Here is a 22045-nt window from a genome sequence, read left to right as displayed (position 1 = left end):
TTCCGAGGAATCACTGTCAACAACGCTGACAATGGGAGAACCCATGCCACTCACAATTTCAGCGGCAGAGTCCCTAGACTGGCGCTGCGAGCCGTTGCCCCGGCAGATTCGTGGCTTCACGACCCAGCCTCCGCACGTCTGCGCCCGCCAACTTCCTCATCCTCCCGCCCGAACCGCTCGACCAGGAAGTCGATGAACAACCGCACCTTCACGGACAGGTGCCGCGTCGGCGGATAGACCGCATAGAGCGCCAGCGGCGGCGCGGAATAATCATCCAGCACTGTCCGCAACTCGCCTTTCCGCAACGCATCGGCCGCAATGAACTCCGGCAGCAGCGCCAGTCCCCTGCCCTTGATGGCGACATCGCGCAGCACCTCGGCATTGTTGACGCAGAGCGACCAGGCCGGCTGGATCCAGTGGTCGCCGTCGCGGCCGGTGAGCTTCCACTGATTACCCGTGAGCAGGAAGCCGTAGGTCAGCGAAGCATGCTCGCGCAGATCCTGCGGATGCTTCGGCGTGCCGTGCCGGGCGAGATAATCCGGCGACGCGCAGATCATGCGCGCCACCGGCATGATTCTGCGCGCGATCAGGCTCGACGATTCCAGCTCCGCGATCCGCAACGTCACGTCAAAGCCGTCCTGCACGGGATCGAGCAGATCGTCGCTGAGCACGATCTGGAGCTGCAGCTCCGGGAAGCGCGTCATGAAATCGGCGAGGACCGGCCCGAGCCGCATCGTGCCGAACGACATCGGCGCGTTGACGCGGAGCAGTCCCCGCGGCGCCGATTGCGCCTGCGTCACCGCCTGGTCCGCCGCTTCGATCTCCGAGAGGATCACGACCGCGCGCTCGAAATAGCGCTGGCCGTTCTCGGTCGGGCTGGCGTGCCTTGTGGTGCGGTTCAGAAGCTGGACCCCGAGGCTCTCCTCGAGGTCGGCGATGTATTTGCTGATCGCCGAGCGCGACAGCCGCAGCTGCCGGCCGGCCTCGGCAAAGCTGCCGCTTTCCACCACCTTCACGAAGGCCCGGAGGCTGCCGAGCTTATCCAAGGGATCGCCCCGTCGACTGTTTCCAAATCGTAGACATAGCCGTCATATTTGCATGGATTGTCTCCAATCCAAAGCGGAACGATATTTCCGGCCAGAGCAAGACCGCTCCCCGAATTTGGAGGACGACAATGTCTGGACTGCACCATGTCACCGCGATTGCTGGCGATCCCATCCGCAATTTCGGCTTCTACACGCGGGATCTTGGCCTGCGCTTCGTCAAGAAGACGGTCAATTTCGACGATCCCGGCACCTACCACTTCTATTATGGCGACGAGACCGGCCGCCCCGGCACCATCTTGACCTTCTTTCCGTGGGCCGGCGTCTCGGCCGGCCGCCGCGGCGTCGGCGAGACCCATCAGACCGCCTTCCGCGTTCCGCAGCGCTCGCTCGGCTACTGGACGCAGCGCTTCACCGAGAAGGGCATTCGGTACGAGGCGCTGGAGAAGCGCTTCGGCGAGTCCGTCCTGCCGTTCACCGATCCTGATGGCATGGCGCTCGCGCTGGTCGGCATTCCCGGTGCCGAAAACGAGCCGGGCTGGAGCAATGGCGACGTGCCGGCCGAGCATGCGATCCGCGGCTTCCACGGCGTGACCCTGCTGCTCGACAGCGCGGCGAAGACGGCGGCCATCCTCACCGACGTGTTCGGCTTCAAGGAGAGCGGGCGTGAGGGCTCGGTGATCCGCTTCAAGGCACCCGGCGATGCAGAGGGCAGCGTCGTCGACATCTACGAGGCCAAGGGCTTCTTGCGCGGGCACCAGGGCGGCGGTTCGGTGCACCACATCGCCTTCCGCGCGGCCGACGATGCCGAGCAGGGCCAGATGGCCGAGAGGCTCGTGAGCAATCACGGCCTGCACCCGACCGAGCAGCGCGACCGCAACTACTTCCGCTCGATCTACTTCCGCGAGCCTGGCGGCGTGCTGTTCGAGATCGCGACCGACATCCCCGGCTTCGCGGTCGACGAGCCCGTGGCGAGCCTCGGGCGCGAGCTGAAGCTGCCTGCTTTCCTCGAACCGCACCGTAAGCAGATCGAGGGCGTTCTGCCGAATCTGGAAGAGACCGCGTCATGACGGAGACTGCATTCATCCATCGTTTCGAGCCCGCAGGCGACGCGGGCTCTCCACCTCTGCTGCTGCTGCATGGCACCGGCGGCGACGAGAACGACCTGCTCGGCCTCGGCAAGATGATCTCGCCGGGCTCCGCCCTGCTTTCACCCCGCGGCCGCGTGCTCGAGCACGGCATGCCGCGCTTCTTCCGCCGTCTCGCCGAAGGCGTGTTCGACGAGGAGGACGTGCGCCGTCGCGCGCACGAGCTGGGCGAGTTCGTCACAGAGGCGCGGCAACGCTACGGCCTCGCCGCGCCGATCGCAGTCGGATTCTCCAACGGCGCCAACATCGCGGCCGCGCTGTTGCTGCTGCAGCCGGACGTGCTGGCCGGCGCGATCCTGCTGCGCGTGATGGTGCCGTTGTCGGATCCGCCCAAGGCTGCGCTCGGCGGCAAGCCGGTGCTGCTGCTCTCCGGGCAGGCTGATCCAATCGTGCCGGCGAGCAATTCGGCACGGCTCGCCGCACTGCTGTCGCAGGCAGGTGCGAGCGTCACCCACAAGGTGCTGCCGGCAGGCCATCAATTGTCGCAAGCTGACGTGACGCTCGCCCGCGACTGGATCAGCAAGGCGGACGCCAAGGCCGCATGATCGAGCAGCGGCGCATCGTTTGAACGATGCGCCGCTGCCATCACTCGAACCAGCCGCGCCGCTTGAACCAGATCAGCGGCAACAGGCCGCTGGCGATGATTGCGAGCCAGGCCAGCGGATAGCCGAAGCTCCAGTCCAATTCGGGCATGTGCTTGAAGTTCATGCCCCAGACGCCGACCATGATGGTTGGCGGCACGCCGACGACTGAGACGATCGTCAGGATCTTGAACAGCTCGTTCTGCTGGATGTTGATGAAGCCGAGCACGGCATCGAGCAGCAGCTGGATCTTGTCCGACAATCGCGTCTCGTAATCGCTGAGCGAGACGACGTCCTTGGACACGGCTTCCAGACGCTTCTTCGAGGATGCCGTGATCCACTCGCTGCCGACGTCGCCGGCAAACGCGGCAACGCGGCCCACCCCGAGCAGGACATCGCGCGCCTTGGCGAGCCGGTCGGCCAGCTCGCCGACAGTCTCCAGGGCCTCCCGCATCCTGCGGCTGGAGCGCACCGGGCGCTGGGTGCGCACCAGCCCGCCCCTAAAGACACCGCGCGAGAGCTGGTCGACCTTGCCGCCGAGATGCTCCAGGACATCGGCGCCGCGATCGATCATGGCCTCGAGCAGGCTGACGAACACGCACATGCCGTTCTCCAGGCTGTCATCGGAGCCGATGCGCTTGCCGATGTCGTCGAAGATCGGCAGCTCTGCAAAGCGCACCGTCACCAGCACATGCGGGCCGATGACGAAGCCCACCGGCGTGATCTCGGCCTCGTCGGCCTCGGTGACCCGGACCGCGGGCGAACTGAGATAGAGCGTGCCGTGGTCGAAGATCAGGCGGCTCGACGCCTCGATCTCGCTGAGCGAGTCTTCCGAGGGAATGCGGATGCCGAGCAGCCGCTCGACGAACTGCTTTTCCTCGTCGGTACCGTTTAGAAGATCGGCCCAGATGACCTCCGTGGGCATTTCCGCGCCGATGCCGTGCCAGTCGTCGGACGGCCATCTGTAAAGTCTAAGCAAGAACCGAACTCCGTGGCCGCATCATCATGCCGGATGGCGCCGCCGACTAACGCATGAGAGTTCCAGACGTTCAAGACCTCCAAGTGACAGCGGTATTCCAGGGGACATCGGAGATACCGACCGGAACACGGTCGAGCGAGGCACGTTGACGGACGCGCGGGTGATCCATGGATACGCGTAGTGCATCCCGACATGACGACATTCCTGGGTGTTAAGGCCTGCGACTTGACCGCCCCACTGCCGGCGGTTGACGCGATCCTGTTCGGCGCGTCGGATGCCACCCCGTACCTCGCAGGTCAGACCAGCCATGCCGCAAGAGCGCCCGACGTCATCCGTCGCGCGCTGCGTCACTATGAGAGCGATCTCACCCGCTGGGATTTCGATCAGGACGCCGAGCTGCTCGATCCGAGCAAAATGAGGGTCTTGGACGGTGGAAACGTCCCGACCGACCCAATGACGCCGGAGAGCAACCGTGATGCCATCAGAGCAGCCACGCAGGCCGTCCTTTCGGTCGGCGCCGTTCCGATCCTCCTGGGCGGTGATGATTCCGTCCCCATTCCTTTCTTCGAGGCGTTCCAGGACTGCAAGGGACTGACAGTCGTGCAGATCGACGCCCACCTTGATTGGCGGGATCAGCGAAACGGATCGGGCTATACCTTCTCCAGCACGATGCGGCGCGCCAGCGAATTGCCCTGGGTCAAGCGCATCGTGCAGGTCGGCTTGCGCGGCATCGGCGGCTCCGGTCGCGCCGAATTCGACGATGCAAAGGCGTGGGGCGCGAAGATCTTCACGGCAAGACATGTCCAGCATCACGGGATCGCAAGCGTGCTCGACGCGATCGAGGATGACGGCGAGTGCCTGATGACCATCGATTGCGACGGTCTCGATCCATCGGTCATCCCCGGCGTGCTCGTCCCACAGCCCGGCGGCCTGTCCTATTTCGACGTTGTCGATCTCATACGGGGTGTCGCGGCAAAGTCCAGAATAGTCGGCCTGGACATCGTCGAATTCGTTCCCGAGCGCGATGTGCAGAATCTTGGAGCGATTGCGATCGCGCGGATCATATGCAATGCGCTGGGTTGCATTGGGAGACGGAAGGTATAGTGGTTCACCCTTCCGAGCACAGTCGTCTCAGGTCCACCATCCGTCACCGGGATAGGAAACACGATCCGCGGAAGAGATTTCCATCCCGACGCCCGTTCGAAGACGGCTGGCGTAGAATGCGAGAGGCGTTCCCTCATTGTGCCGGCACCAGCGCACCTCGCCGATGAAGAGCGTGTGGTCGGCGATATCGATCGATTGGACCACCTCGCAGGCGAACTGCGCGATCGCCTGCGGGAGCACGAAAAATCCTTGGCGAGCGACGAGCGGCGGAGCGTCGCGCAACAAGGGCCTTCCGGCAAAGTGCGCGCAGATCGCGGCGTCTTCCGCATGCAGGACATTGACCGAATAGACGCCGGACCTGGCCACAGCCTGCCACGTCCGCCCGTGCATGAGAGAGACAAGCACCGTCGGCGGGTTTGCCGAAACGGTCGTGAAGCTGTTGGCGGTCATGCCGAGCGGCGCGCCATCCTCATCGACGGTCGCGACGACGGTAATGCCCGTCGCGAACCGCGATGCGGCTGCTCGAAAACCGGCCGGTTCGGCATGATGGCCCATTACGCGCCTTCGATCTTGAAATGGCAGAGTGTCGCCCCCTTGGGCGAATAGTTTGGCACGTCGGCTGCGACCTTCCGGCCGATCTCCGAACCGAGCGCCGCGTCCATCGCAGCCGCATCGGAGAAGAATGCCTGGAAGATGCAGAACGGCGCCTCCCCCGGTCCGAGTCGTTGGGGGAAAGCGTAATGATGACGCACCAGACCAGGGAGCGTCGCTGCCAGGGGGGCATGCTTGTCGACGTAGTAGGCCCTGAAGGCCGATGGATCGTCGGGCGTCGGGTAAAGAACGGTCAGGCAATGCATTGGTGTTCCTCTCAGACATGGTTCAGCATCCGCCCAGGAGCGGAACTGAGTCCGTACGGCGGTTCGTCGTCAGGCGGCGATCCTGCCGCTTCTATCGATCCAGGCGTGGATGCGTTTGTCGCTCGCCAGACGATCCCACTGGCGCTCCGGATAATTGAAGTTCTCGGTGAACTCGTCGCAAAGCTCCCGGTCCTGCGACATGGCGAAGATCAGCCGGCCCATGGCTTCCGATGGCGGCTGCAGCATCATGTTGGTCCAGCGGGCAGCGGCAAGCACGCGGTTCTCGCGCGCACGGTCGACGTCCTCGACGAAGCGCGCATCGAATGCCACCGCATCGGCGATCGCCTTGCCGAGCTCGAAGGCCGCATATGAGGCCATGTTGGCGCCCTGGCCCATCAAGGGATCGACGACGGAGTGAACGTCGCCCAAGGCAATGGCGAGCTTGTCGCCGTCGAAAGCTACCCAGGACTGCCGCACCGTCGGCACCACCGCGCCTTGCAGCAGGTCGAGCGGCTGGGCCAGCCCGAAGCGGTGCGTGTCGATCCGGTTGTAGGTGTGCGGATGATGCTTTTCCAGCTTGTCCAGAAGAGTCTGGCGGAATGCTGCCGGGTTGGCGTCATAGCTGAGCGAGACCAGGTCGGCCATGTCGCCGCCGGGAATGTTTTCCATCAACAGCGCCGTTTTCATGCCGCCGAAGCTCAGCGTGGGAATGACGATCATCTCGCCATGGCCGGGCGAGACGGACAGGGTGACGCCGCGCGGATCGTCGCCATCCGGGCTGCCGTGATCAACGCCGTCGTACAGGCCGACGCAAAGCAGGCGCTGCGGCCGAGTGTACGGAGAGAGTTCGGGCCGGTGAGCGAACATGCGCCCGAGGGCGCCTTTGCCGGTGGAGACGACGAGAAGGTCGAAGCGCGAGACCAGCGCGGGGATGTCGTCATCCTGAATGCTGGCATATTCGATCAGGCCGCCACGATCCTCGAAGTCCTTCATCAGTGCCGGCAGGTAGATCCGATAATCCACCGCGCGGCTTGGCCGCTGAAAAGCACCGCGGAACAGGAGCCCGCCGTTCGGGAAATTGAAGTAATGATCGTGGTGGTGATAGACTACTCCGGGATCGTCCCAGTGGTTCACGCCGAGCTCGTTCTCGCGCGCGATGGTGACGCTGTGATGCGCGACGGTGTTCATCAGCCGTGTCGCCGCATATTGCTCCGGCGCGCGATCCGTCAGCACGGTTGCCGTAATCCCCTGCTTCTGCAGGTAGAGCGCCAGATGCAGGCCGCCGATGCCGGCCCCGAGAATGCCGATCGATTTGCTCATTCGCGTTCCTCCCCTGAACGGAGGAAGGCTAGACCGGACCCGCCATGACCGTATATGGAATGGTCAGAATAATATAAATTCCGGCGAGGAATGAATGGACCGGATCGAGGCGCTGCAGACCTTCATCCGGGTGATGGAGGCAGGGAGTTTCACCCAGGCCGCCGACGACCTCGGTTTGGGGCAGCCCGCGATCAGCAAGCGCATCGCGCTGCTGGAAGCCGAGTTTCGCTGCCGGCTATTCGTGCGCACCACGCGCAAGCTGCGGCCGACGCCCGAAGCCGACCGCGTCTTGAAATACGCCAAGGACATCGTCGCGCTGCTCGAGAGCGCCGGCGCGCCGACGCAGAGCCGGGTCGGCACTCCGTCAGGGACGTTGCGGATGACGGTGCCGACGTCGTTCGGCCGCTTCTTCTTCCGTGAGATCTTCGCCGAATATACCCGCCGCTATCCTGATGTCCGGCTGGACGTCAGTTTTACGGAACAGTTCGTCGACCTCATCGAAACCGGGACCGAGCTTGCGATACGGATCGGCAGCCTCAATTCGAGTTCGTTGGTAGCGCGGCGGGTGGGCACCATTAAGCGGTTGCTGGTGGCGTCGCCCGCGCTGCTTGCGCGTCATCAGGTGCCCTCGCTGCCGGATCATCTGCGCCGCATGCCCTGCGTCACCTACTCACGCCTGTCGCAGAAGAATCAATGGACGTTCGAATCCGAAACCGGCCGTTACGTCGTGGACATCGCGCCGGCGATGACCTGCGACGATGCGGACGTGATGACGCTGGCTGCATTGGAGGGGATAGGCGTCGCCGTGCTGCCGAACTGGTGCACCGCCGAGCACATCGCGGCCGGCCGTCTCGTCCATGTGCTGCCCGACTTCGTCGTGCCGCCGCTGCCCATGCACATTGTCTATCCCGACCCGCAATGGATGTCACACCGGGCGCGACTGTTCCGCGATCTGATCATCGAGCGTGCGGACGTCTTTGCGCTCGCTGATCGCTTTCGAAACGCCGATCTCGCCCCTTCGGCAACCACGGAAACTGGCTCGTTCCGTTGAGTGTTCGGCGTCTGGAAAGGGGCCACAAGCAGCAGTCGAGGTACGCACGGCTCCGCCGCCGCTCTGAGAGCCAACATTGATGGCCTCAGCATTGTTCGGCTCAGGGCCAGAAGCGGACAAACGTCGCTTCCAATTGTTAGCCACAGAGTGGTGTTTCCTTAATTTCCTGTGTGACAAAATCCGAGGATCGCAGGGATATTGCTTTGAACGATGCGGCTTTCACTAACGACCCGCGCTGACAATCTCGCTAAGCGTCGTAGCAAGATTCCTGAATGGATCGCTGCTGCATCGTCCGGCGACGTGGACGCTCAGTTGGCCCTCGCGTGGGAGTATGCCCGAGGTGATGCCGTTGCGCCCGATCTCGTGACGGCATGGAACTGGTTTGATCGTGCCGCCTCATCTGGTCAGGAGAACGGCGTCTTACATCGAGCCCGCTTCCTTCAGCTTCGCGGTGTCCCGGAGGGGGTTCGAGAACTTCGCAAGCTCGCTGTCAAAGGTAATTGGAACGCACAGTTTTGGCTCGCGACGCACTATCAGTCCCGAGACGGGCGTTTGAACCAGTTGAGAGCCGCCGTGTGGTACGACCGATCCTACAAAAACGGCTTGCTCGGCGGCAAGCTCGCCAAGCTGGCGCAACTGAGAAGAACCGCGCATCAACCCTACAAGACTGTGTTTGCCGTCAGGCTCCTCATTGAAGCCTTTTCGTTTTTCTTGCAAATTTTTCGTCAAGAGCAGAAGATCGAACTCCACGAGGTGCTTCTGTATCGCTTAAAGAGCAGACCTCGTGAGAGCAGCTAATCGGCGGTTGAAGTCTGCATCGGGTCAAAAGCTTGCGCTAATCGCGAGGTTTCTTGACTATGAAATCAAATGTTGAAGTAGGACCCTGCTGCCTCTTCCAATCCGCAAGCCTCTCCTCTTGCTCGTGCAACTCACGATACAGCTCAGACATCCGGGCAAATATCGACCGGATAGTTTCATCATTCGCGGCCTTCGAAATCTGAGCACATCGCTCGGCCGTGTCGAGATTTTCGCTGATGAACGCTGTCTCTACGCTACCACTAGGCCCTTACCTTGGCCTTCCGGCCAGACGTCTCGGATGCCTCAACGCATGCTTGTACTCGGATCGGGAAATGAACGGCCAAGCATTGTAATCTCCAGCCGCAAGAAAGCCGGAGGCACGATCGTGAGAAATCGGATTGTGCCAACTCACCACATCGGGCGGGCGCGTCGCATCGGGTGGAGGCCGGGCAATGAAATCTTCCGCCAACGGTACTCAAAGTCGCCGTCGAGAAACAATATCCAGCGCAGCACTTCGCGTTTCCAGACCGGATCGAGGCTGTGACGTCCGACCAAGCGATGCTCCTTCATATCGCTGTAGAGGAGCCACGACATGTCTGTAATCGCCCAGATCGCTGGGTCCCCGTCGTTCACCGGCATAGTTCGTTCAAACTGATCGTTGGTAATCGAGTTGGCAATCAGGTGTCTAAGGTTTCGTGAAAGCTGGTCGCGTGCTGCGCGATCTATCATCCTGCTACTCATCCGATCCGGCCGGTGGATCATTCACCCGGCAAACCTTCCGTTGAGTTAGCAGCTTTGCTCGCAGTTTAGAGAAATCTAGCGAGGTCCGCTTCGGGTCAAAAGCCGCCGGTTTGCCCAGCAGTCGGGGCGCTTCCGGTTTACCCCGCTCGGGACAACTCGTCGCTACGCCCTAACGGAAGATGGGCCAACAGCGGAAGTCGCGCTCGTTCGATCAGCTCGTTGCGCAGATAAGTCCTTGGCTCAGACTTCATTTCGGCAGCCCGGGGCAATGTGCCGCACGCCGGTTGATGGAAACGCGGTTCGGGGATGAGAAAAAAGGAGCTTCCGATTTCGGCGCAGCGGAGTTGATACCGCACGGGATCACCACAGTGGTGCCCTGACCTTCCGCCGCCACTGTGGAGCCAAGTCGCTCGGGCGGGGGTCGCATGGTGGTCGGCACGAGACGGAAAGTTCCACTCCGGCGGCCTGCCTGTGACTGCGTCCGTATAGGCAAATCGCGGAGCGACGCTCCGACGTCGGCTTTCGGGGAGCACACGGGTCATGGATGAAATCCTGCGTTGGGTGGCGACAGTCGGCACGATCGGGGCCGGGCTGATCCTAGCTGCGCGGGCGCGGCCACTCGTTACCGGCTGGGCCTTCGTCGTACTGAGCGGTGCATCGGTGATCTGGATCGTCGTCGGCTATCTAACAGCGGAATATGCGCTGATGGTTCAAAACGTGGTGGTGACACTTATCAACGTGTTCGGCGTCTACCGATGGCTGATCTGGAAAGGAAATGTATGAAATCGATCTGCCTGCGCGCTCTGCCGTCCGCGCGCGCACAGGTCAAGCTTAGGCTCGGCGAGCTCTGTCCGGTCTTACGTCACGTCCATTGGGAGATTTGCGGGTTAGCGAACAGGTAAGATCGGCTCCCCTACCCCGGTAAGCCCAGTCCATCGGATATACAAATTGAGAACGGCAGTAAGTCCGATATGGATCATGAGCGCCAATTGTCGGCACGCAGGTTACTTCCGATTTCCCCGATGAGCCGACAACAGAACGCTGCCTGGACCTGCACCTCTGGGCCACATTCGGACATGTGCGTCGTTAGGCTGACGAAGGTCCTTCAATAATCTTCCAATACGAGTCCTTGCGGATCACTTCGTCCGCGCGAAAAGTGTAAAAGTCACATCCTCGGACCTCGATCTTTTTTCCTTCGCCGGTAGTGCCCGTTAGCGTCCATTTTGAAATGCCCGTGTTTGCCATCGTATCCACAAAATGCTCGGCGTCGCCGTAGTGAACATCCGGTAAGCCTTCAAAGCGCGTCGCGAGCCCGTCTCGTACGTTGCGCTTGCCCTCGAAGCGGGAGCCCCACGGCTTGCTTCCCCTCGGCATCTCCAAGACACAATCGTCAGCAAAGAACTCCATGATGGAATCCAAGTCGTGCGCGTTGAACGCTTCACACAGCGCCGTCAATTTCGATCGAATGTCCATCCTTCCCTCCATCGAGTTCCCGGAAGGGATACAATAACACAAGGGCACGCAGGTGAGTTGAAGGGCCGATTAGACGTCCGATCGATGTCGCCTTCGGGTCACAAAGCGCCCTCCGCAGGGCAGGACGGCACGTCCGCCATATCGGTGAGAACAGACAACGGATTTGTCAGCGCATGCCACCGGCACCAACCGGCGCACGCACAGTGCACTCTAAGGCGCCGGCAAGCCGGGCAGCGGCTTGCGCTTGGCGGAGGCCTGCTCATACGCGTAGGCCAGGCGTAGCAGCTTGTGCTCGCTCCAGGCGCGGCCTGCGAAGGTAATGCCGAACGGATAATCGGGCGTGTCCTTGCCGTCGTCTGTGCCCGAAACGAGCCCGCCCGGCACCATGACGCTGGGATAGCCCGCCCTGGCGGCGATTGCGGCGCCGTATGCGCCGGGGAACAGGACGGCGTCGAGCTTGTGTCGGCTCATATAGGCATCCATGCCGCGCGTCTTGGCCGAGAGCAGGTCCATGGCGCGCGCCGATTTGTACTCGCGCTCGCTGAGATCGCCCCTGGTCATCTCCGCGGCGAGAAAGTGGTCCTGGCCGAAACGCAGCGCCCTGCCCGCATTCGCCTCGTTGAAGGCGACGATGTCGGCCATGGTCTTGATGTCCGTATTGGTCGCCCAATCCTTCAGATACAGATTGAGGTCGTGCTTCATTTCGTAGAGGAAGACGACCGGCGGTCGGGTGATCGTGCCTTTGTGGGCGCTCAGCGGATTGCGGTTGAGCACGGCCATGGTCGTGCCCGGCCCGCCGATCCAGCCAAGCGTCGGCATGCTGGCACGCACGATGACGGCTCCGAGATCCTCCAGCACCTGGATCGCCTCAGTCATCAGCTTGGCCGACTTCGGTGGCAGCTTGCCGTAATAGCAGTCGTTCAGTGGGTCGGCATGGTCGCTCGGCACGCCGATGCGCGCCCCCTTCATCGCATCGCGGGTCAGACCGGCGGTGTAATCGGCCGGCCGCCGCTGCTTTTGCGTCGCTGGGTCGAGCGGGTCCTTGGCCGCCAGCACGTTGAGCAGCAGCGCTGCGTCGCGCACGGTCCGCGTCATCGGCCCTGCGGTGTCCTGGCTGTGCGCGATCGGCACGATACCGGCACGACTGATCAGCCCGACGGTCGGCTTCACGGTGACGAGGCCGTTCTGGCTGGCGGGAAACAGTAGCGAGCCCGAAGTCTCCGTGCCGATCGAGGCCGCACACAGACCGGCCGCCACCGCGACCGCCGGGCCCGCGCTTGAGCCCCCCGGGGACACGACGGGGATGCCGTGATCGTCGGCCAGCGCCGGCGCATAGGGGTTCTTGACCTGGCCGCCCAGCGACGAAAAGCCGTGGGACATGTCGATTGCGAGCATGTTGGAAAATTCGGTCAGGTTCGCCTTGCCGAGGATCACCGCGCCGGCCTCGCGCAGCAGCTTGACGAGCGTCGCATCGTCGCGTGCGCGTGCGCCTTCCAGCGCCAGCGAGCCCGCCGTGGTCGGCTGCGCGTCGCCGGTTGCGATGTTGTCCTTCACCAGGATCGGGATGCCGGCCAGCGGCCGCTCGGCCGACGGCTCGGCGCCGTCGAGCCTGCCCGCGATCGCGAGCGCGTCGGGATTGAGCGCGCGGACCGCGTTGAGCTTGGGCCCGTCGCGGTCGTAGGCTTCGATGCGCGCGAGATAGGCTTCGACCAGCGCCGTGGCCGTGACATGCCCACTGGCCAAGGCATGAGTGATATCGCTCATCGGCGCATGATCGAGCTTCAAGGAGATCGGCGCCTCGGCGCTGATGGCCGCCGCGGCAATGCCTGCATCGCGGCGGGATGATTTCTGCACTTCTGCCTCGCCCGACGGCGCATCTCCACCACGAGACGCGAGCATGCCATCATGCCAGTGTTTTGCCCGACGGGTCAACTTCTAGGCGAATCGCGTCGATCGTACAGGCGCGACGTGTAAACCATTGAAACGATTGACCCCCGCTACTGTGCATGGGGTTGTTTTCAGGTTTTTGTTTTGAGTTGTCCTCTCCAATGCGTGGAGAGGACACAGCAACGGACGTCGCCTACTCCCAATACCACGTGGAGAAGTCGTTCTCGTATTGCGGCACGTCCTTCCAGACGCCCTTCAGCTTCTTGGCTGTGATGGTGATGAGCTGCGGCTGGAACAGGTAGGCGGAGACCGCGTCGGTGGCGAGCATGCGCTGGGCGTCGCCGAGCAGCTTGGCGCGGCCGGCTTCGTCCGGCGTCGAGACGATCTGCTTATAGAGCGCGTTGAACTTCTCGTTGTTGTAACCGAGGTAGTAGTCCGGCTCGGTGATCTTGACGAGGTCGAACGGCTCGACATGGCTTACGATGGTGAGATCGAAATTGTGCGGACCATTGCCGGCGAACACCTGCGACAGCCACTGCGCCCATTCGACGTTCTCGATCTTGGCGATGATGCCGACCTTGGCGAGCTGGGCCGCGGCGATCTCGCCGCCCTGCCGCGCATAGGACGGCGGCGGCAGCTTGAGCGACAATTCGAGCGGCGTGGTGACGCCGGCCTCCGCGAGCAGCTTCTTGGCCTTCTCGGGGTCATAGGGGTTGATGCCGGTGGTGTCGACATAGCCGAGCGCGCCCGGCACGTAGAAGCTGCCGATCGGCGTGCCGAAGCCGTCGACGGCGCCGTCGATCATGGCCTTGCGGTCGATCGCGGCAAGGATGGCGCGGCGGACGCGGACGTCGTCCAGCGGCTTCTTGCGGTGGTTGATGGCGACGATGGTCTTGGCCCGGGAGCCGCCGACCAGCACCGTGAAGCGCGGATCCGCCTTGAACTGTGCCAAGGCGCGCGCCGCGGCGACGCGCGGGAATGCATCGACGTCACCCGACAGCAGCGCCGCCACCTGCGCCGCCGGATCCGAGATGAAGCGAATCGTCACCTTGGACAGCTTGATCGCGGAGGCGTTGCGGTAGTCGGCCCATTTGGTCAGCGTGAGCGAAGAGCCCTTAGCCCAGCCGCCAAGCTGGTACGGTCCGGTCCCGACCGGCTGCGTGACATTGGTGCCCGCGCTCTTCGGCTCGACGATCGAGCCGCCCGCCTGCCCGAGCAGGAACGGCAGGTTCGGCTCGGAATATTTCACGGTGATCACGACGGTGTCGGCGTCAGGCGTCTCGACCTTCTCGAAGGCCTGGTACAGGCTCTTGTCCTTGTTGGTGCTGGTCGGCGCCGCGTTGCGCTCGAACGAGAACTTCACCGCAGCGGAATCGAACGCTTCGCCATTGTGGAATTTGACGCCCTTGCGCAGCTTGAACGTATAGGTCTTCAGATCGGGCGAAGCGGTCCAGCTCTCGGCCAGCAGCGGCGAGACCGAGCCGTCCTCGTTGATCTTGGTCAGCGTCTCATAGATGTTGTAGAGCGTGACCTCGGCGATCGCGGCGGCGGCCGCATTGGTCGGGTCGAGCCCCGGCGGCTCCAGCGCCATCGCCATGACGACGCTGTCCTTCTTGCTCTGCGCCAGCACCGGCAAGGGCGCCGCGACGAGCGCAGCGGCAAAGGCGACGATCGATAGTTTCCTGAACATGCGCAAACTCCCCTGCCAATCCTGTTTCCAGCTTAACGCCAATCCTGCCCCGGACACTAACCTTCCATGGCCGCCTGCGGCAACGCCATCACAGCCTCGGCCTTGTGGCAGGCGGCAAGGTGCCCCTCGCCCACCTTGCGTAACGCAGGCGGAACCTCGCGGCAATGCTGGTCGGCAAGCGGGCAGCGCGATGCATAGGGGCATCCGGTCGTCACCGCCGAGTGCGAGGCGATCGCCTGGGCCCCGCGCCGGCGGCGGCCACCCCCGGCGCGAGCCCGCGGCACCGCCTCCAGCAGCGCCCGCGTATAGGGATGGGCGCAGCGCTCGAACAAATCCTCTGGCCGCCCCTGCTCGACGATGCGGCCGAGATACATCACCGCGACCTCGTCGCAGAGATAGTCGACCACGGCGAGGTCATGGCTGATCAGGATGTAGCTCAGGCCGAACTGCTCCTGGAGGTCCTGCATCAGGTTCAGCACCTGGGCCTGCACGGAGACGTCGAGCGCCGAGACCGGCTCGTCGGCAACGATCAGCTTCGGCTGGGTGATCAGCGCACGCGCAATCGCGATGCGCTGGCGCTGGCCGCCGGAGAATTCGTGCGGATATTTTTCCATGTCCGCATCGCGCAAGCCGACCTGGCGCAGCACCGCGGCGACGCGGTCGCGGAACGTGGTGCGGTCGGCACCTTCCAGCACGGTCAGCGGCTCGGCGACGATCCGCGCGATGGTCTGCCGCGGATCGAGCGAGCCGTAGGGATCCTGGAACACCATCTGGAAATCACGCCGGGCGCGGCGCAGCTCGTCGGCCGGCAAGCGGTTGAGATCGCGCCCGAGCAGCGCGACCTGTCCTGCGGTCGGCCGCTCCAGCGCCATCACGACGCGCGCGAAGGTGGACTTGCCGGAGCCGGACTCGCCGACGATGCCGAGGCTCTTGCCGGCTCGGACCTGCACACTGACGCCGTTGAGCGCGCGCACCTGCCCCGGCGGACGGAACAGGCTCTCGCGCGGGAGCGTGTAGCGCTGTTCGAGATCCCTGACGTCGAGAAGCGGCGCGGTGCTCATGCGGTCAGCGCTCCGACGCGTTCGGCCATCGACACGTCCGTTCTTATGCAGCGCGCAAAATGGCCGGGCCCGACGTCCACCATCGGCGGCAGCGCGACGCGGCATTGGTCGATCACCAGCGGGCAGCGATCGGAGAAGGTGCAGCCGGACGGCAGATCGGCGAGCTCCGGCACCGTGCCCGCGATCGTCTTCAGCCGCGTCCCCTTACGCGCGCCGAGCTTGGGCCGGGCACGGAACAGGCCCTGCGTGTAGGGATGGCCCATGCGACGGAACACCTCGTCGGTCGGGCCGCTCTCGACGACGGTGCCGCCATACATCACCATCATGCGCTGGACGTTCTCTGCAATGACGCCGAGATCGTGCGAGATCAGGATCATGGACATGCCGCGCTCCTCGACGAGATCGGCGATGAGGTCGAGGATCTGGCCCTGGATGGTGACGTCGAGCGCGGTGGTCGGCTCGTCCGCGATCAACAGGTCCGGCTCGCACGCGAGCGCCATCGCGATGGTGACGCGCTGGCGCTGGCCGCCGGAGAACTGATGCGGATAGGCATCGACACGACGCGCGGGGTCGGGCAGCCCGACGCGGTCGAGCAAGGCGATTGCTTCCCGACGAGCCTGCGCCGCCGAATAATTCTTGTGACGGCGCAGCGGCTCGGCGACCTGGGTGCCGATCGTGTGCATCGGATTGAGCGCTGTCATCGGCTCCTGGAAGATCATGCTGATGCGGTTGCCGCGCAGGCGGCAATAGTCGGAATCCGCAAGTCCGACGAGTTCGTCGCCGTCCAGCTTGACGCTGCCGGTCACGACGGCACTGTCCGGCAGCAACCCCATCAACGACAACGCCGTGACCGACTTGCCGCAGCCGGACTCGCCGACGAGCCCGAGCGTCTCGCCGCGCGTCAGCGCAAAGCTGACACCGCGCACGGCCTGCGCTGGCCCGCGGCTGGTGTTGAGGCGAACGCCGAGATTGTCGACCACGATTAGCGGCATGTTGGAGCACTCGGCCATCGTCATCGCTCCCGCGCCAGCCGGGGATCGAGCAGGTCGCGCAATCCGTCACCGAGCAGGTTGAGGCCGAGCACCGAGATTGCGATCGCAACGCCCGGATAGACCGCGAGCATCGGCGACTGGAACAGCAACGTCTGCGCATCGTTCAGCATCCGTCCCCAGGACGGCTGCGGCGGCTGCGTGCCGAGGCCGAGATAGGACAGCGCGGCCTCGGCGAGAATGGCGAGCGCGAACTGGATGGTGACCTGCACGATCAGGATCGACAGGATGTTCGGCAGCACATGCTCGATGGTGATGCGGAAGCGCCCCTTGCCTGCCGCCCGTGCCGCCAGCACGAATTCACGCGCCCAGATCGCATTGGCCGAGCCGCGCGTCAGCCGGGTCAAGGTCGGGATCTGGAAGATGCCGATCGCGACGATCGAGGTCACCATGCCTGGCCCCACCACGGCGGCGAGCATGATCGCGGACAGCACGGCCGGAAAGGCGAAGGTGAAATCGGAAAAGCGCATGATGATCTCCTCCGTCCAGCCGCGCCGGGCCGAGGCGATCAGGCCCAGCGTGACGCCGAAGGTGAGGCCAATGCTGACGGCGATGACACCGACCATGATGGTGGATCGGGCGCCCGCAAGCAGCAGCGAGACGATGTCGCGGCCGAAGGAATCGGTGCCGAGCCAATGCGCCGCCGAGGGCGGGCGGAGCTTTGCGGCGATGTCGATTTCGTAAGGCGACCACGGCGTCCATACCAGCGACAACAGTGCCGAAGCCAGCACCAGAAGGCTCAGCGTGCCACCGAGGACGAAGCTGCGGTGGCGCAGCGCGCGGCGCCAGAACGTGCGCGCCGGCAGCGGACGCGTTGCGACGGGCGCGTCGATGGTGATGGGCGCGCTCACAGGTCGTGCACCTTGATGCGGGGATCGATGAAGGCATAGAGCACATCGACCACGAAATTGACGATCACCACCATCGCGGCGAGCAACATCACGCAATTGCGCACCACGATCAGGTCGCGGTTGGCGATCGACTGGAAGATCAGGCGGCCGAGGCCCGGCAGGTAGAACACGTTCTCGATCACGATGGTGCCGGCGAGCAGATTGGCGAATTGCAGGCCCATCACGGTCATCACGGGGATCATGGCATTCCGCAGCACGTGGCTCCACAGCACCTCGCGCTTGCCGAGGCCCTTTGCGCGGGCGGTGCGGACGAAATCCTCGCGCAGCACTTCGAGCACGGCCGAACGCGTGACGCGCGCGAGGATCGCGGCCTGCACCACCGCGAGCGAGATCGCGGGCAACAGCAGCGACCTGATCCCCGGCCAGATGCCGTCCTCCCAGCCGGCAAAGCCACCGGCCGAAAGCCATTGCAGCCGCACCGAGAACAGCAGCACGAGGAGAATCGCGAACCAGAAATTCGGCAGCGCGATGCCCACTTGCGTCAACGACATCACGCCGACATCGCCGAGCTTGTTGTGGTTGGCGGCGGTGTAGATGCCGGCCGAGAGCGCAAGCGTCACCGTGATCGTCATGGCCATGATCGCGAGCGGAATGGTCAGCACCAGCCGCTCGGCGATCAGGCTGCCGACCGGGGTGCCGTAGACGTAGGAATTGCCGAGATCGCCGACGAGAAGGCCCTTGATCCACTGCAAATAGCGAACCGCCAGCGGCTGGTCGAGCCCGAGCTTGACGGTGAGCGCGCGCACCGCGTCGGGCGAAGCATCGGCGCCCATCAGCATCTGCGCTGCGTTGCCGGGCAGCGCGTCCAGCACCAGGAAGATGATCAGCGATGCGCCGACCAGCGTCGCCAGCAGAGTCAACAGACGTCGGAGGACAAAGACGCTCATGCGCGCTCGGCTTCAGGGCTCACCCAGGCCACGATCAACATGTCCGGACGCCTTAAGCAAGCTCTTTGCTGCATCTCCATCTCCTCAAGACGGCCAGCGGGACAGAAGGTCGCTTGACGCCTCGAACAGAGCGCTCACGCGCAGCAATTCCGCGTCGGCCCGGAAACGGCCGACCAGTTGGAGCCCGATCGGCAGCCCGTCGCGGGCAAAGCCCGAGGGAAGGCTGATCGCGGGGTGACCGGTCATGTTGAACGGCATTGTCCAGGGGAACCAATGCGGCCGGACGCTGTCGTAATGCCTGCCGTCGATCTCGATATTGCCGAACAGGTCCTGCTTGATCGGCAGCGCGGTGCGCGTCAGCGTCGGCATCGCCAGCAGGTGACCGCGCGCAAGCAGCGATTGCACGCGGCGGAACAACGCGGTGCGCGCGAACATCGCCTCCTGATAGTCGATGCCGCTGACTTCGCTGGCGAGCGCGAGCTGCTTGAGGAAGGCCTCGCTCAGTTCGTCCCGATGCTCGGCCGCAAGCTTGGCAAAGCGCGTGCGCCAGACGGTGTGGTTGATGGCGCGCCAGATCGGCTCGATGTCGAACCCCTCGCCGGAGAATTCCTCGAGCTCGGCCCCTAACCCGGCCAGCCGGTCGAGGCTCACCTTGAAATTGGCGGCGACTTCGGCCGATACCGGACGGCCCGGCGGCGTCAGGCAGTACAGGATCCTCAGCCCGCGCAAATCACCATGCGGGGCGGCGGTGCCGATGAAGTCGGGCACGGGCACGGCGATCGACCAGGGATCGATAGGATCTTCGCCCGCCATCGCCTGCATCATCAGCGCGGTGTCCGCGACGGTGCGGGTGGTCGGCGTGACATAGGTCTGGTTGCCGAACACGTCGAGCGCCTGGCTGTGCGGGATCACGCCGTTGCTCTGCTTCAGGCCCACCACGCCGTTGCAGGCGGCCGGAATTCGTGTCGAGCCGCCGCCGTCGGTCGCAATAGCGAGCGGCGCGATGCCGCTCGCCACAGCGACCGCCGCGCCGCCGCTGGAGCCGCCGGAGGATCGGCAGGCGTCCCACGCATTGCGGGTCCGACCGAACAAAGGTGAATCGGTGAGGCACTTGCTGCCGAACTCCGGCGTCGTGGTCTTGCCGATCAGGATCGCGCCTTCGCTGCGCAACCGCGCGACGGCGACGGCATCCTCGGCCGGCACATTATCCTTGTAGGGAACGGCGCCGAAGGTGGTCTTGACCCCCTTGGTATTGACGATGTCCTTGACGGTTGCGGGGATGCCGTGCAGCAGGCCGAGCGGTTCGCCCGCCATCACCTTGCGCTCGGCTTCGCGCGCCGCTGCGATCGCCTCGTCGCCGCACAACGTGACGAAGCAGTTCAATTCGGGCTGGAGGGCCTCGGCGCGGGCAAGCACAGCGCGGGTGAGCTCGACTGGCGAAATCCGCTTTGCCGCGACGAGACCGCGCAGCTCGGTCGCGGACAACAGACAGGGATCGCCGTTCATCGTCACATCACGCTCCGAAGCGGGCCGCCATTGGCCCGAAGACATTGACAGCGAGAATGACAGTTTTGTTAACTCGCCGTCCAATACGATTTTTATCGCCAACCCATACGCTCTCGGTATGCCAATGGATCTTCGCCGGCTCCGCTATTTTGTCGCCGTCGCCGAGGCGCGCAGCATCGGCAAGGCGGCCGAGCAGCTCCGGATGGCGCAGCCGCCCCTCTCGGTCCAGATCCGCAAGCTCGAGGCCGAGATCGGCGCGCCGCTGTTCCGCCGCGGCACCCGTGGCATGGATCTGACCGAGGCCGGCCAGGCATTGCTGGCGCGCGCCAGCGAAGCGCTGGCGTTGGCAGCCGACGGCGCCGAAGCCGCACGCGCGGTTGCTTCGGGACGGCGCGGCCGGCTGTCAGTCGGTTACATGTTCGTGCTGGCGAATGCGATGTTGCCGCGACTCATCCCCGAACTGCGCCGCGCAGTTCCCGGCGTCGATCTCAGCTTCGTTGAGCTGAGCGCCTCGACGCGCGAGGCCCGCGTGCTCGACCGCAGCGTCACAGTCGCGCTGTGTATGCCCGCAATCAATCATCCCGAGATACAGGTGGCAAAGATCGGTGCACAGCCTTTCATGCTGGCCATGCCGATCCGCTCGCCACTCGCCCGCTTGAGCTCGGTGCCGATGGCCCGGCTGCAGGGCCGCCCGCTGATCGCACTCCCGCATCCGGACCATGGGCCCGCCTCCTCCGCGGTCGTCCCTTTATTGCGTCGGCACCAGGTGGTGATGCCGATCGCCAGCCGGGTGGAGACGGTGCATTCGGCGATGAGCCTGGTCCTGGCCGGCGAAGGTCTCGCCATCCTGCCGGCCTGCGCACAGCTCGGCGCGCCACGCGGAGTCGTGTTCAGACCCCTGCGTGACGTCACTGACTCCCTCGACATCGCAGTCTGTTGGCGGCGGGACTCCCACAGTCCGTTGATCGGAACCTTCCTCAAATGTGCCGAGAAGGCCGTCGCGCGGATGTGACGTGGGCTACCAGTCCCAATTGATCTCGTGGCTCCAAGGCGGATCGGCGCCCGGACGGGTGCAGGTCAGGCCGGCACAATTGGCGGCGAAGGAAAGCGCACGGCGGAGCTCGTCCGCGCCGATGTCCTTCAATCTCGGCCGGGCGATGCGATCCTGCTTGTAAAGTGCCAACAGCAGCGCCGCCTGAAAGCTGTCGCCGGCGCCAATAGTGTCCGCCACCTCGACCTTCGGTGCTTGCACTTCGATCTGCCCTGCTTGCGCATGCCAGGCTATGGCACCGTTATTGCCGCGGGTGATGACGACGAGGCTCGCCCCCTGCCCCAGCAATGTGCTCGCGCGCTGCTGATACGGCTCCTCGCCGAAGAGATAGGCGAAATCGACGTCCGACATCTTGATGAGATCGGCGCTTCCGGCGAACTCGGCCATTCGGCCGAGATAGGTTGGCTTGTCCTTGACGAGGTTCGGTCGGCAGTTCGGATCGAAGGAGATCGTGGACGACGCCCGCGCGTCTGCGATCAGCACCTTGGTCTCGGCCGCACCCTGGTCGTTGACCAGCGTGGTCGAGCCGACATGGACGGCCTCGACAGTATCGAACGGAATGGACCCATGCCGGTAAGTCCAGTTCCGCGTCGCGGTCTCGGCATCGTAGAAGGCGTAGTGCGACTCGCCCGCGACAATGCGGACAAAGGCGAGCGTGGTCTGGTGGTCGCTGCGGGTGGCGAGATCGAGTGCAACCTTCGATGCGGAGGCATGATCGGCGATCATGCGCCCGAACAGGTCGGTCGAGATGCCGCCGACGAAACCAGTCGGCGCGCCCAGCCGCGCCATGCCGATCGCGACGTTGAGGCAGGAGCCGCCGACCGCGGGCATCACCGCTTCGCGCCCTTCGACGTTTCGCGTCGGCACGAAATCGATCAGCGCGTCGCCGCAGGCAATCAGCATGTCCT

The 22045-nt window shown here is 64.2% G+C and carries 22 protein-coding genes; 7 read left to right on the top strand and 15 right to left on the bottom strand.

The window, feature by feature from the left end; all coding sequences use genetic code 11:
• Positions 1-116 precede the first annotated feature (116 nt).
• The gene (locus I6F12_RS05420; RefSeq protein WP_225155659.1) at positions 117-1046 is read right to left on the bottom strand and encodes a LysR family transcriptional regulator; all 930 of its coding nucleotides are present in this window, start codon (positions 1044-1046) and stop codon (positions 117-119) included.
• Positions 1047-1174: 128 nt separating this feature from the next.
• On the opposite strand from I6F12_RS05420, the gene I6F12_RS05415 reads away from it, so the two are divergent.
• Positions 1175-2113 (top strand): ring-cleaving dioxygenase, encoded by a 939-nt coding sequence (locus tag I6F12_RS05415; RefSeq protein ID WP_057030006.1) that lies wholly within the window; start codon positions 1175-1177, stop codon positions 2111-2113.
• A complete protein-coding gene (locus tag I6F12_RS05410; RefSeq protein ID WP_225155658.1) occupies positions 2110-2736 on the top strand; it encodes an alpha/beta hydrolase in 627 nt (208 codons plus the stop codon). The genes I6F12_RS05415 and I6F12_RS05410 overlap by 4 nt, the downstream gene beginning before the upstream one ends.
• Positions 2737-2776: 40 nt before the next feature.
• Here I6F12_RS05410 and I6F12_RS05405 read toward each other — a convergent pair whose 3' ends face one another.
• Positions 2777-3751, bottom strand: coding sequence for a magnesium transporter CorA family protein (locus I6F12_RS05405; protein ID WP_036005440.1), 975 nt, complete (start codon positions 3749-3751; stop codon positions 2777-2779).
• A 192-nt stretch (positions 3752-3943) separates the two neighbouring features.
• On the opposite strand from I6F12_RS05405, the gene I6F12_RS05400 reads away from it, so the two are divergent.
• Positions 3944-4855 (top strand): arginase family protein, encoded by a 912-nt coding sequence (locus I6F12_RS05400; protein ID WP_225155657.1) that lies wholly within the window; start codon positions 3944-3946, stop codon positions 4853-4855.
• Between the two features lie 27 nt (positions 4856-4882).
• Here I6F12_RS05400 and I6F12_RS05395 read toward each other — a convergent pair whose 3' ends face one another.
• The 3 genes from I6F12_RS05395 to styA all read right to left on the bottom strand — a co-directional run bounded on the left by I6F12_RS05395 (position 4883) and on the right by styA (position 7032).
• Entirely contained in the window at positions 4883-5410 is a 528-nt protein-coding gene (locus tag I6F12_RS05395; protein ID WP_225155656.1) for a flavin reductase family protein, read from the bottom strand.
• Positions 5410-5712 (bottom strand): EthD family reductase, encoded by a 303-nt coding sequence (locus tag I6F12_RS05390; RefSeq protein WP_057030019.1) that lies wholly within the window; start codon positions 5710-5712, stop codon positions 5410-5412. The genes I6F12_RS05395 and I6F12_RS05390 overlap by 1 nt, the downstream gene beginning before the upstream one ends.
• Positions 5713-5781: 69 nt before the next feature.
• Entirely contained in the window at positions 5782-7032 is a 1251-nt protein-coding gene (styA, locus tag I6F12_RS05385) for a styrene monooxygenase subunit StyA (protein ID WP_225128891.1), read from the bottom strand.
• 94 nt (positions 7033-7126) lie between these two features.
• Here styA and I6F12_RS05380 point away from each other — a divergent pair, with 94 nt between their 5' ends.
• A complete protein-coding gene (locus tag I6F12_RS05380; protein ID WP_225128889.1) occupies positions 7127-8083 on the top strand; it encodes a LysR family transcriptional regulator in 957 nt (318 codons plus the stop codon).
• Between the two features lie 210 nt (positions 8084-8293).
• Complete coding sequence (locus I6F12_RS05375) at positions 8294-8881, top strand: hypothetical protein (protein ID WP_225128887.1); 588 nt, start codon at positions 8294-8296, stop codon at positions 8879-8881.
• 408 nt (positions 8882-9289) lie between these two features.
• Here I6F12_RS05375 and I6F12_RS05370 read toward each other — a convergent pair whose 3' ends face one another.
• Complete coding sequence (locus I6F12_RS05370; protein ID WP_225128885.1) at positions 9290-9610, bottom strand: hypothetical protein; 321 nt, start codon at positions 9608-9610, stop codon at positions 9290-9292.
• A gap of 552 nt (positions 9611-10162) precedes the next feature.
• Between I6F12_RS05370 and I6F12_RS05365 the strand changes: the two genes are divergently transcribed.
• On the top strand, positions 10163-10405 hold the full coding sequence (locus I6F12_RS05365) for a hypothetical protein (RefSeq protein WP_225128883.1): 243 nt from the start codon (positions 10163-10165) through the stop codon (positions 10403-10405).
• Positions 10406-10708: 303 nt separating this feature from the next.
• On the opposite strand, the gene I6F12_RS05360 is transcribed toward I6F12_RS05365, so the two are convergent.
• The 8 genes from I6F12_RS05360 to I6F12_RS05325 all read right to left on the bottom strand — a co-directional run bounded on the left by I6F12_RS05360 (position 10709) and on the right by I6F12_RS05325 (position 20086).
• Entirely contained in the window at positions 10709-11095 is a 387-nt protein-coding gene (locus tag I6F12_RS05360; protein WP_225128881.1) for a nuclear transport factor 2 family protein, read from the bottom strand.
• 210 nt (positions 11096-11305) lie between these two features.
• Complete coding sequence (locus I6F12_RS05355; protein WP_225145944.1) at positions 11306-12949, bottom strand: amidase family protein; 1644 nt, start codon at positions 12947-12949, stop codon at positions 11306-11308.
• A 226-nt stretch (positions 12950-13175) separates the two neighbouring features.
• Positions 13176-14672 (bottom strand): ABC transporter substrate-binding protein, encoded by a 1497-nt coding sequence (locus I6F12_RS05350; protein ID WP_225128877.1) that lies wholly within the window; start codon positions 14670-14672, stop codon positions 13176-13178.
• Positions 14673-14728: 56 nt separating this feature from the next.
• Entirely contained in the window at positions 14729-15733 is a 1005-nt protein-coding gene (locus tag I6F12_RS05345; protein WP_225128876.1) for an oligopeptide/dipeptide ABC transporter ATP-binding protein, read from the bottom strand.
• Positions 15730-16743 (bottom strand): ABC transporter ATP-binding protein, encoded by a 1014-nt coding sequence (locus I6F12_RS05340; RefSeq protein WP_225128875.1) that lies wholly within the window; start codon positions 16741-16743, stop codon positions 15730-15732. Before I6F12_RS05340 ends, I6F12_RS05345 begins: the two co-directional genes overlap by 4 nt.
• A 2-nt stretch (positions 16744-16745) precedes the next feature.
• Positions 16746-17633 (bottom strand): ABC transporter permease, encoded by an 888-nt coding sequence (locus I6F12_RS05335; RefSeq protein ID WP_036005488.1) that lies wholly within the window; start codon positions 17631-17633, stop codon positions 16746-16748.
• Entirely contained in the window at positions 17630-18580 is a 951-nt protein-coding gene (locus I6F12_RS05330; RefSeq protein ID WP_036005490.1) for an ABC transporter permease, read from the bottom strand. The genes I6F12_RS05335 and I6F12_RS05330 overlap by 4 nt, the downstream gene beginning before the upstream one ends.
• Before the next feature lie 84 nt (positions 18581-18664).
• A complete protein-coding gene (locus I6F12_RS05325) occupies positions 18665-20086 on the bottom strand; it encodes an amidase family protein (protein WP_225155655.1) in 1422 nt (473 codons plus the stop codon).
• 124 nt (positions 20087-20210) lie between these two features.
• Between I6F12_RS05325 and I6F12_RS05320 the strand changes: the two genes are divergently transcribed.
• Positions 20211-21098, top strand: coding sequence for a LysR substrate-binding domain-containing protein (locus I6F12_RS05320; RefSeq protein ID WP_036005494.1), 888 nt, complete (start codon positions 20211-20213; stop codon positions 21096-21098).
• Positions 21099-21104: 6 nt separating this feature from the next.
• Here the strand turns inward: I6F12_RS05320 and I6F12_RS05315 are convergent, their stop codons facing one another.
• Positions 21105-22040 (bottom strand): carbohydrate kinase, encoded by a 936-nt coding sequence (locus tag I6F12_RS05315; RefSeq protein ID WP_225155654.1) that lies wholly within the window; start codon positions 22038-22040, stop codon positions 21105-21107.
• Positions 22041-22045: the final 5 nt, after the last annotated feature.

The organism is Bradyrhizobium sp. IC4059 (assembly GCF_020193615.1).
Taxonomy (GTDB): Bacteria; Pseudomonadota; Alphaproteobacteria; order Rhizobiales; family Xanthobacteraceae; genus Bradyrhizobium; species Bradyrhizobium yuanmingense.
The sequence above is the reverse complement of the archived record's forward strand: the minus strand, read 5'-3'. Positions and strand labels throughout refer to the sequence as shown.

Bases quoted from the DNA above. Each gene is read 5' to 3' on its own strand.
- I6F12_RS05415 (WP_057030006.1), top strand. From the start codon at position 1,175: ATGTCTGGACTGCACCATGTCACCGCGATTGCTGGCGATCCCATCCGC.
- I6F12_RS05410 (WP_225155658.1), top strand. From the start codon at position 2,110: ATGACGGAGACTGCATTCATCCATCGTTTCGAGCCCGCAGGCGACGCG.
- I6F12_RS05400 (WP_225155657.1), top strand. From the start codon at position 3,944: ATGACGACATTCCTGGGTGTTAAGGCCTGCGACTTGACCGCCCCACTG.
- I6F12_RS05395 (WP_225155656.1), bottom strand. From the start codon at position 5,410: ATGGGCCATCATGCCGAACCGGCCGGTTTTCGAGCAGCCGCATCGCGG.
- I6F12_RS05390 (WP_057030019.1), bottom strand. From the start codon at position 5,712: ATGCATTGCCTGACCGTTCTTTACCCGACGCCCGACGATCCATCGGCC.
- styA (WP_225128891.1), bottom strand. From the start codon at position 7,032: ATGAGCAAATCGATCGGCATTCTCGGGGCCGGCATCGGCGGCCTGCAT.
- I6F12_RS05380 (WP_225128889.1), top strand. From the start codon at position 7,127: ATGGACCGGATCGAGGCGCTGCAGACCTTCATCCGGGTGATGGAGGCA.
- I6F12_RS05375 (WP_225128887.1), top strand. From the start codon at position 8,294: ATGCGGCTTTCACTAACGACCCGCGCTGACAATCTCGCTAAGCGTCGT.
- I6F12_RS05370 (WP_225128885.1), bottom strand. From the start codon at position 9,610: ATGATAGATCGCGCAGCACGCGACCAGCTTTCACGAAACCTTAGACAC.
- I6F12_RS05365 (WP_225128883.1), top strand. From the start codon at position 10,163: ATGGATGAAATCCTGCGTTGGGTGGCGACAGTCGGCACGATCGGGGCC.
- I6F12_RS05360 (WP_225128881.1), bottom strand. From the start codon at position 11,095: ATGGACATTCGATCGAAATTGACGGCGCTGTGTGAAGCGTTCAACGCG.
- I6F12_RS05350 (WP_225128877.1), bottom strand. From the start codon at position 14,672: ATGTTCAGGAAACTATCGATCGTCGCCTTTGCCGCTGCGCTCGTCGCG.
- I6F12_RS05345 (WP_225128876.1), bottom strand. From the start codon at position 15,733: ATGAGCACCGCGCCGCTTCTCGACGTCAGGGATCTCGAACAGCGCTAC.
- I6F12_RS05340 (WP_225128875.1), bottom strand. From the start codon at position 16,743: ATGGCCGAGTGCTCCAACATGCCGCTAATCGTGGTCGACAATCTCGGC.
- I6F12_RS05330 (WP_036005490.1), bottom strand. From the start codon at position 18,580: ATGAGCGTCTTTGTCCTCCGACGTCTGTTGACTCTGCTGGCGACGCTG.
- I6F12_RS05325 (WP_225155655.1), bottom strand. From the start codon at position 20,086: ATGAACGGCGATCCCTGTCTGTTGTCCGCGACCGAGCTGCGCGGTCTC.
- I6F12_RS05320 (WP_036005494.1), top strand. From the start codon at position 20,211: ATGGATCTTCGCCGGCTCCGCTATTTTGTCGCCGTCGCCGAGGCGCGC.
- I6F12_RS05315 (WP_225155654.1), bottom strand. From the start codon at position 22,040: ATGCTGATTGCCTGCGGCGACGCGCTGATCGATTTCGTGCCGACGCGA.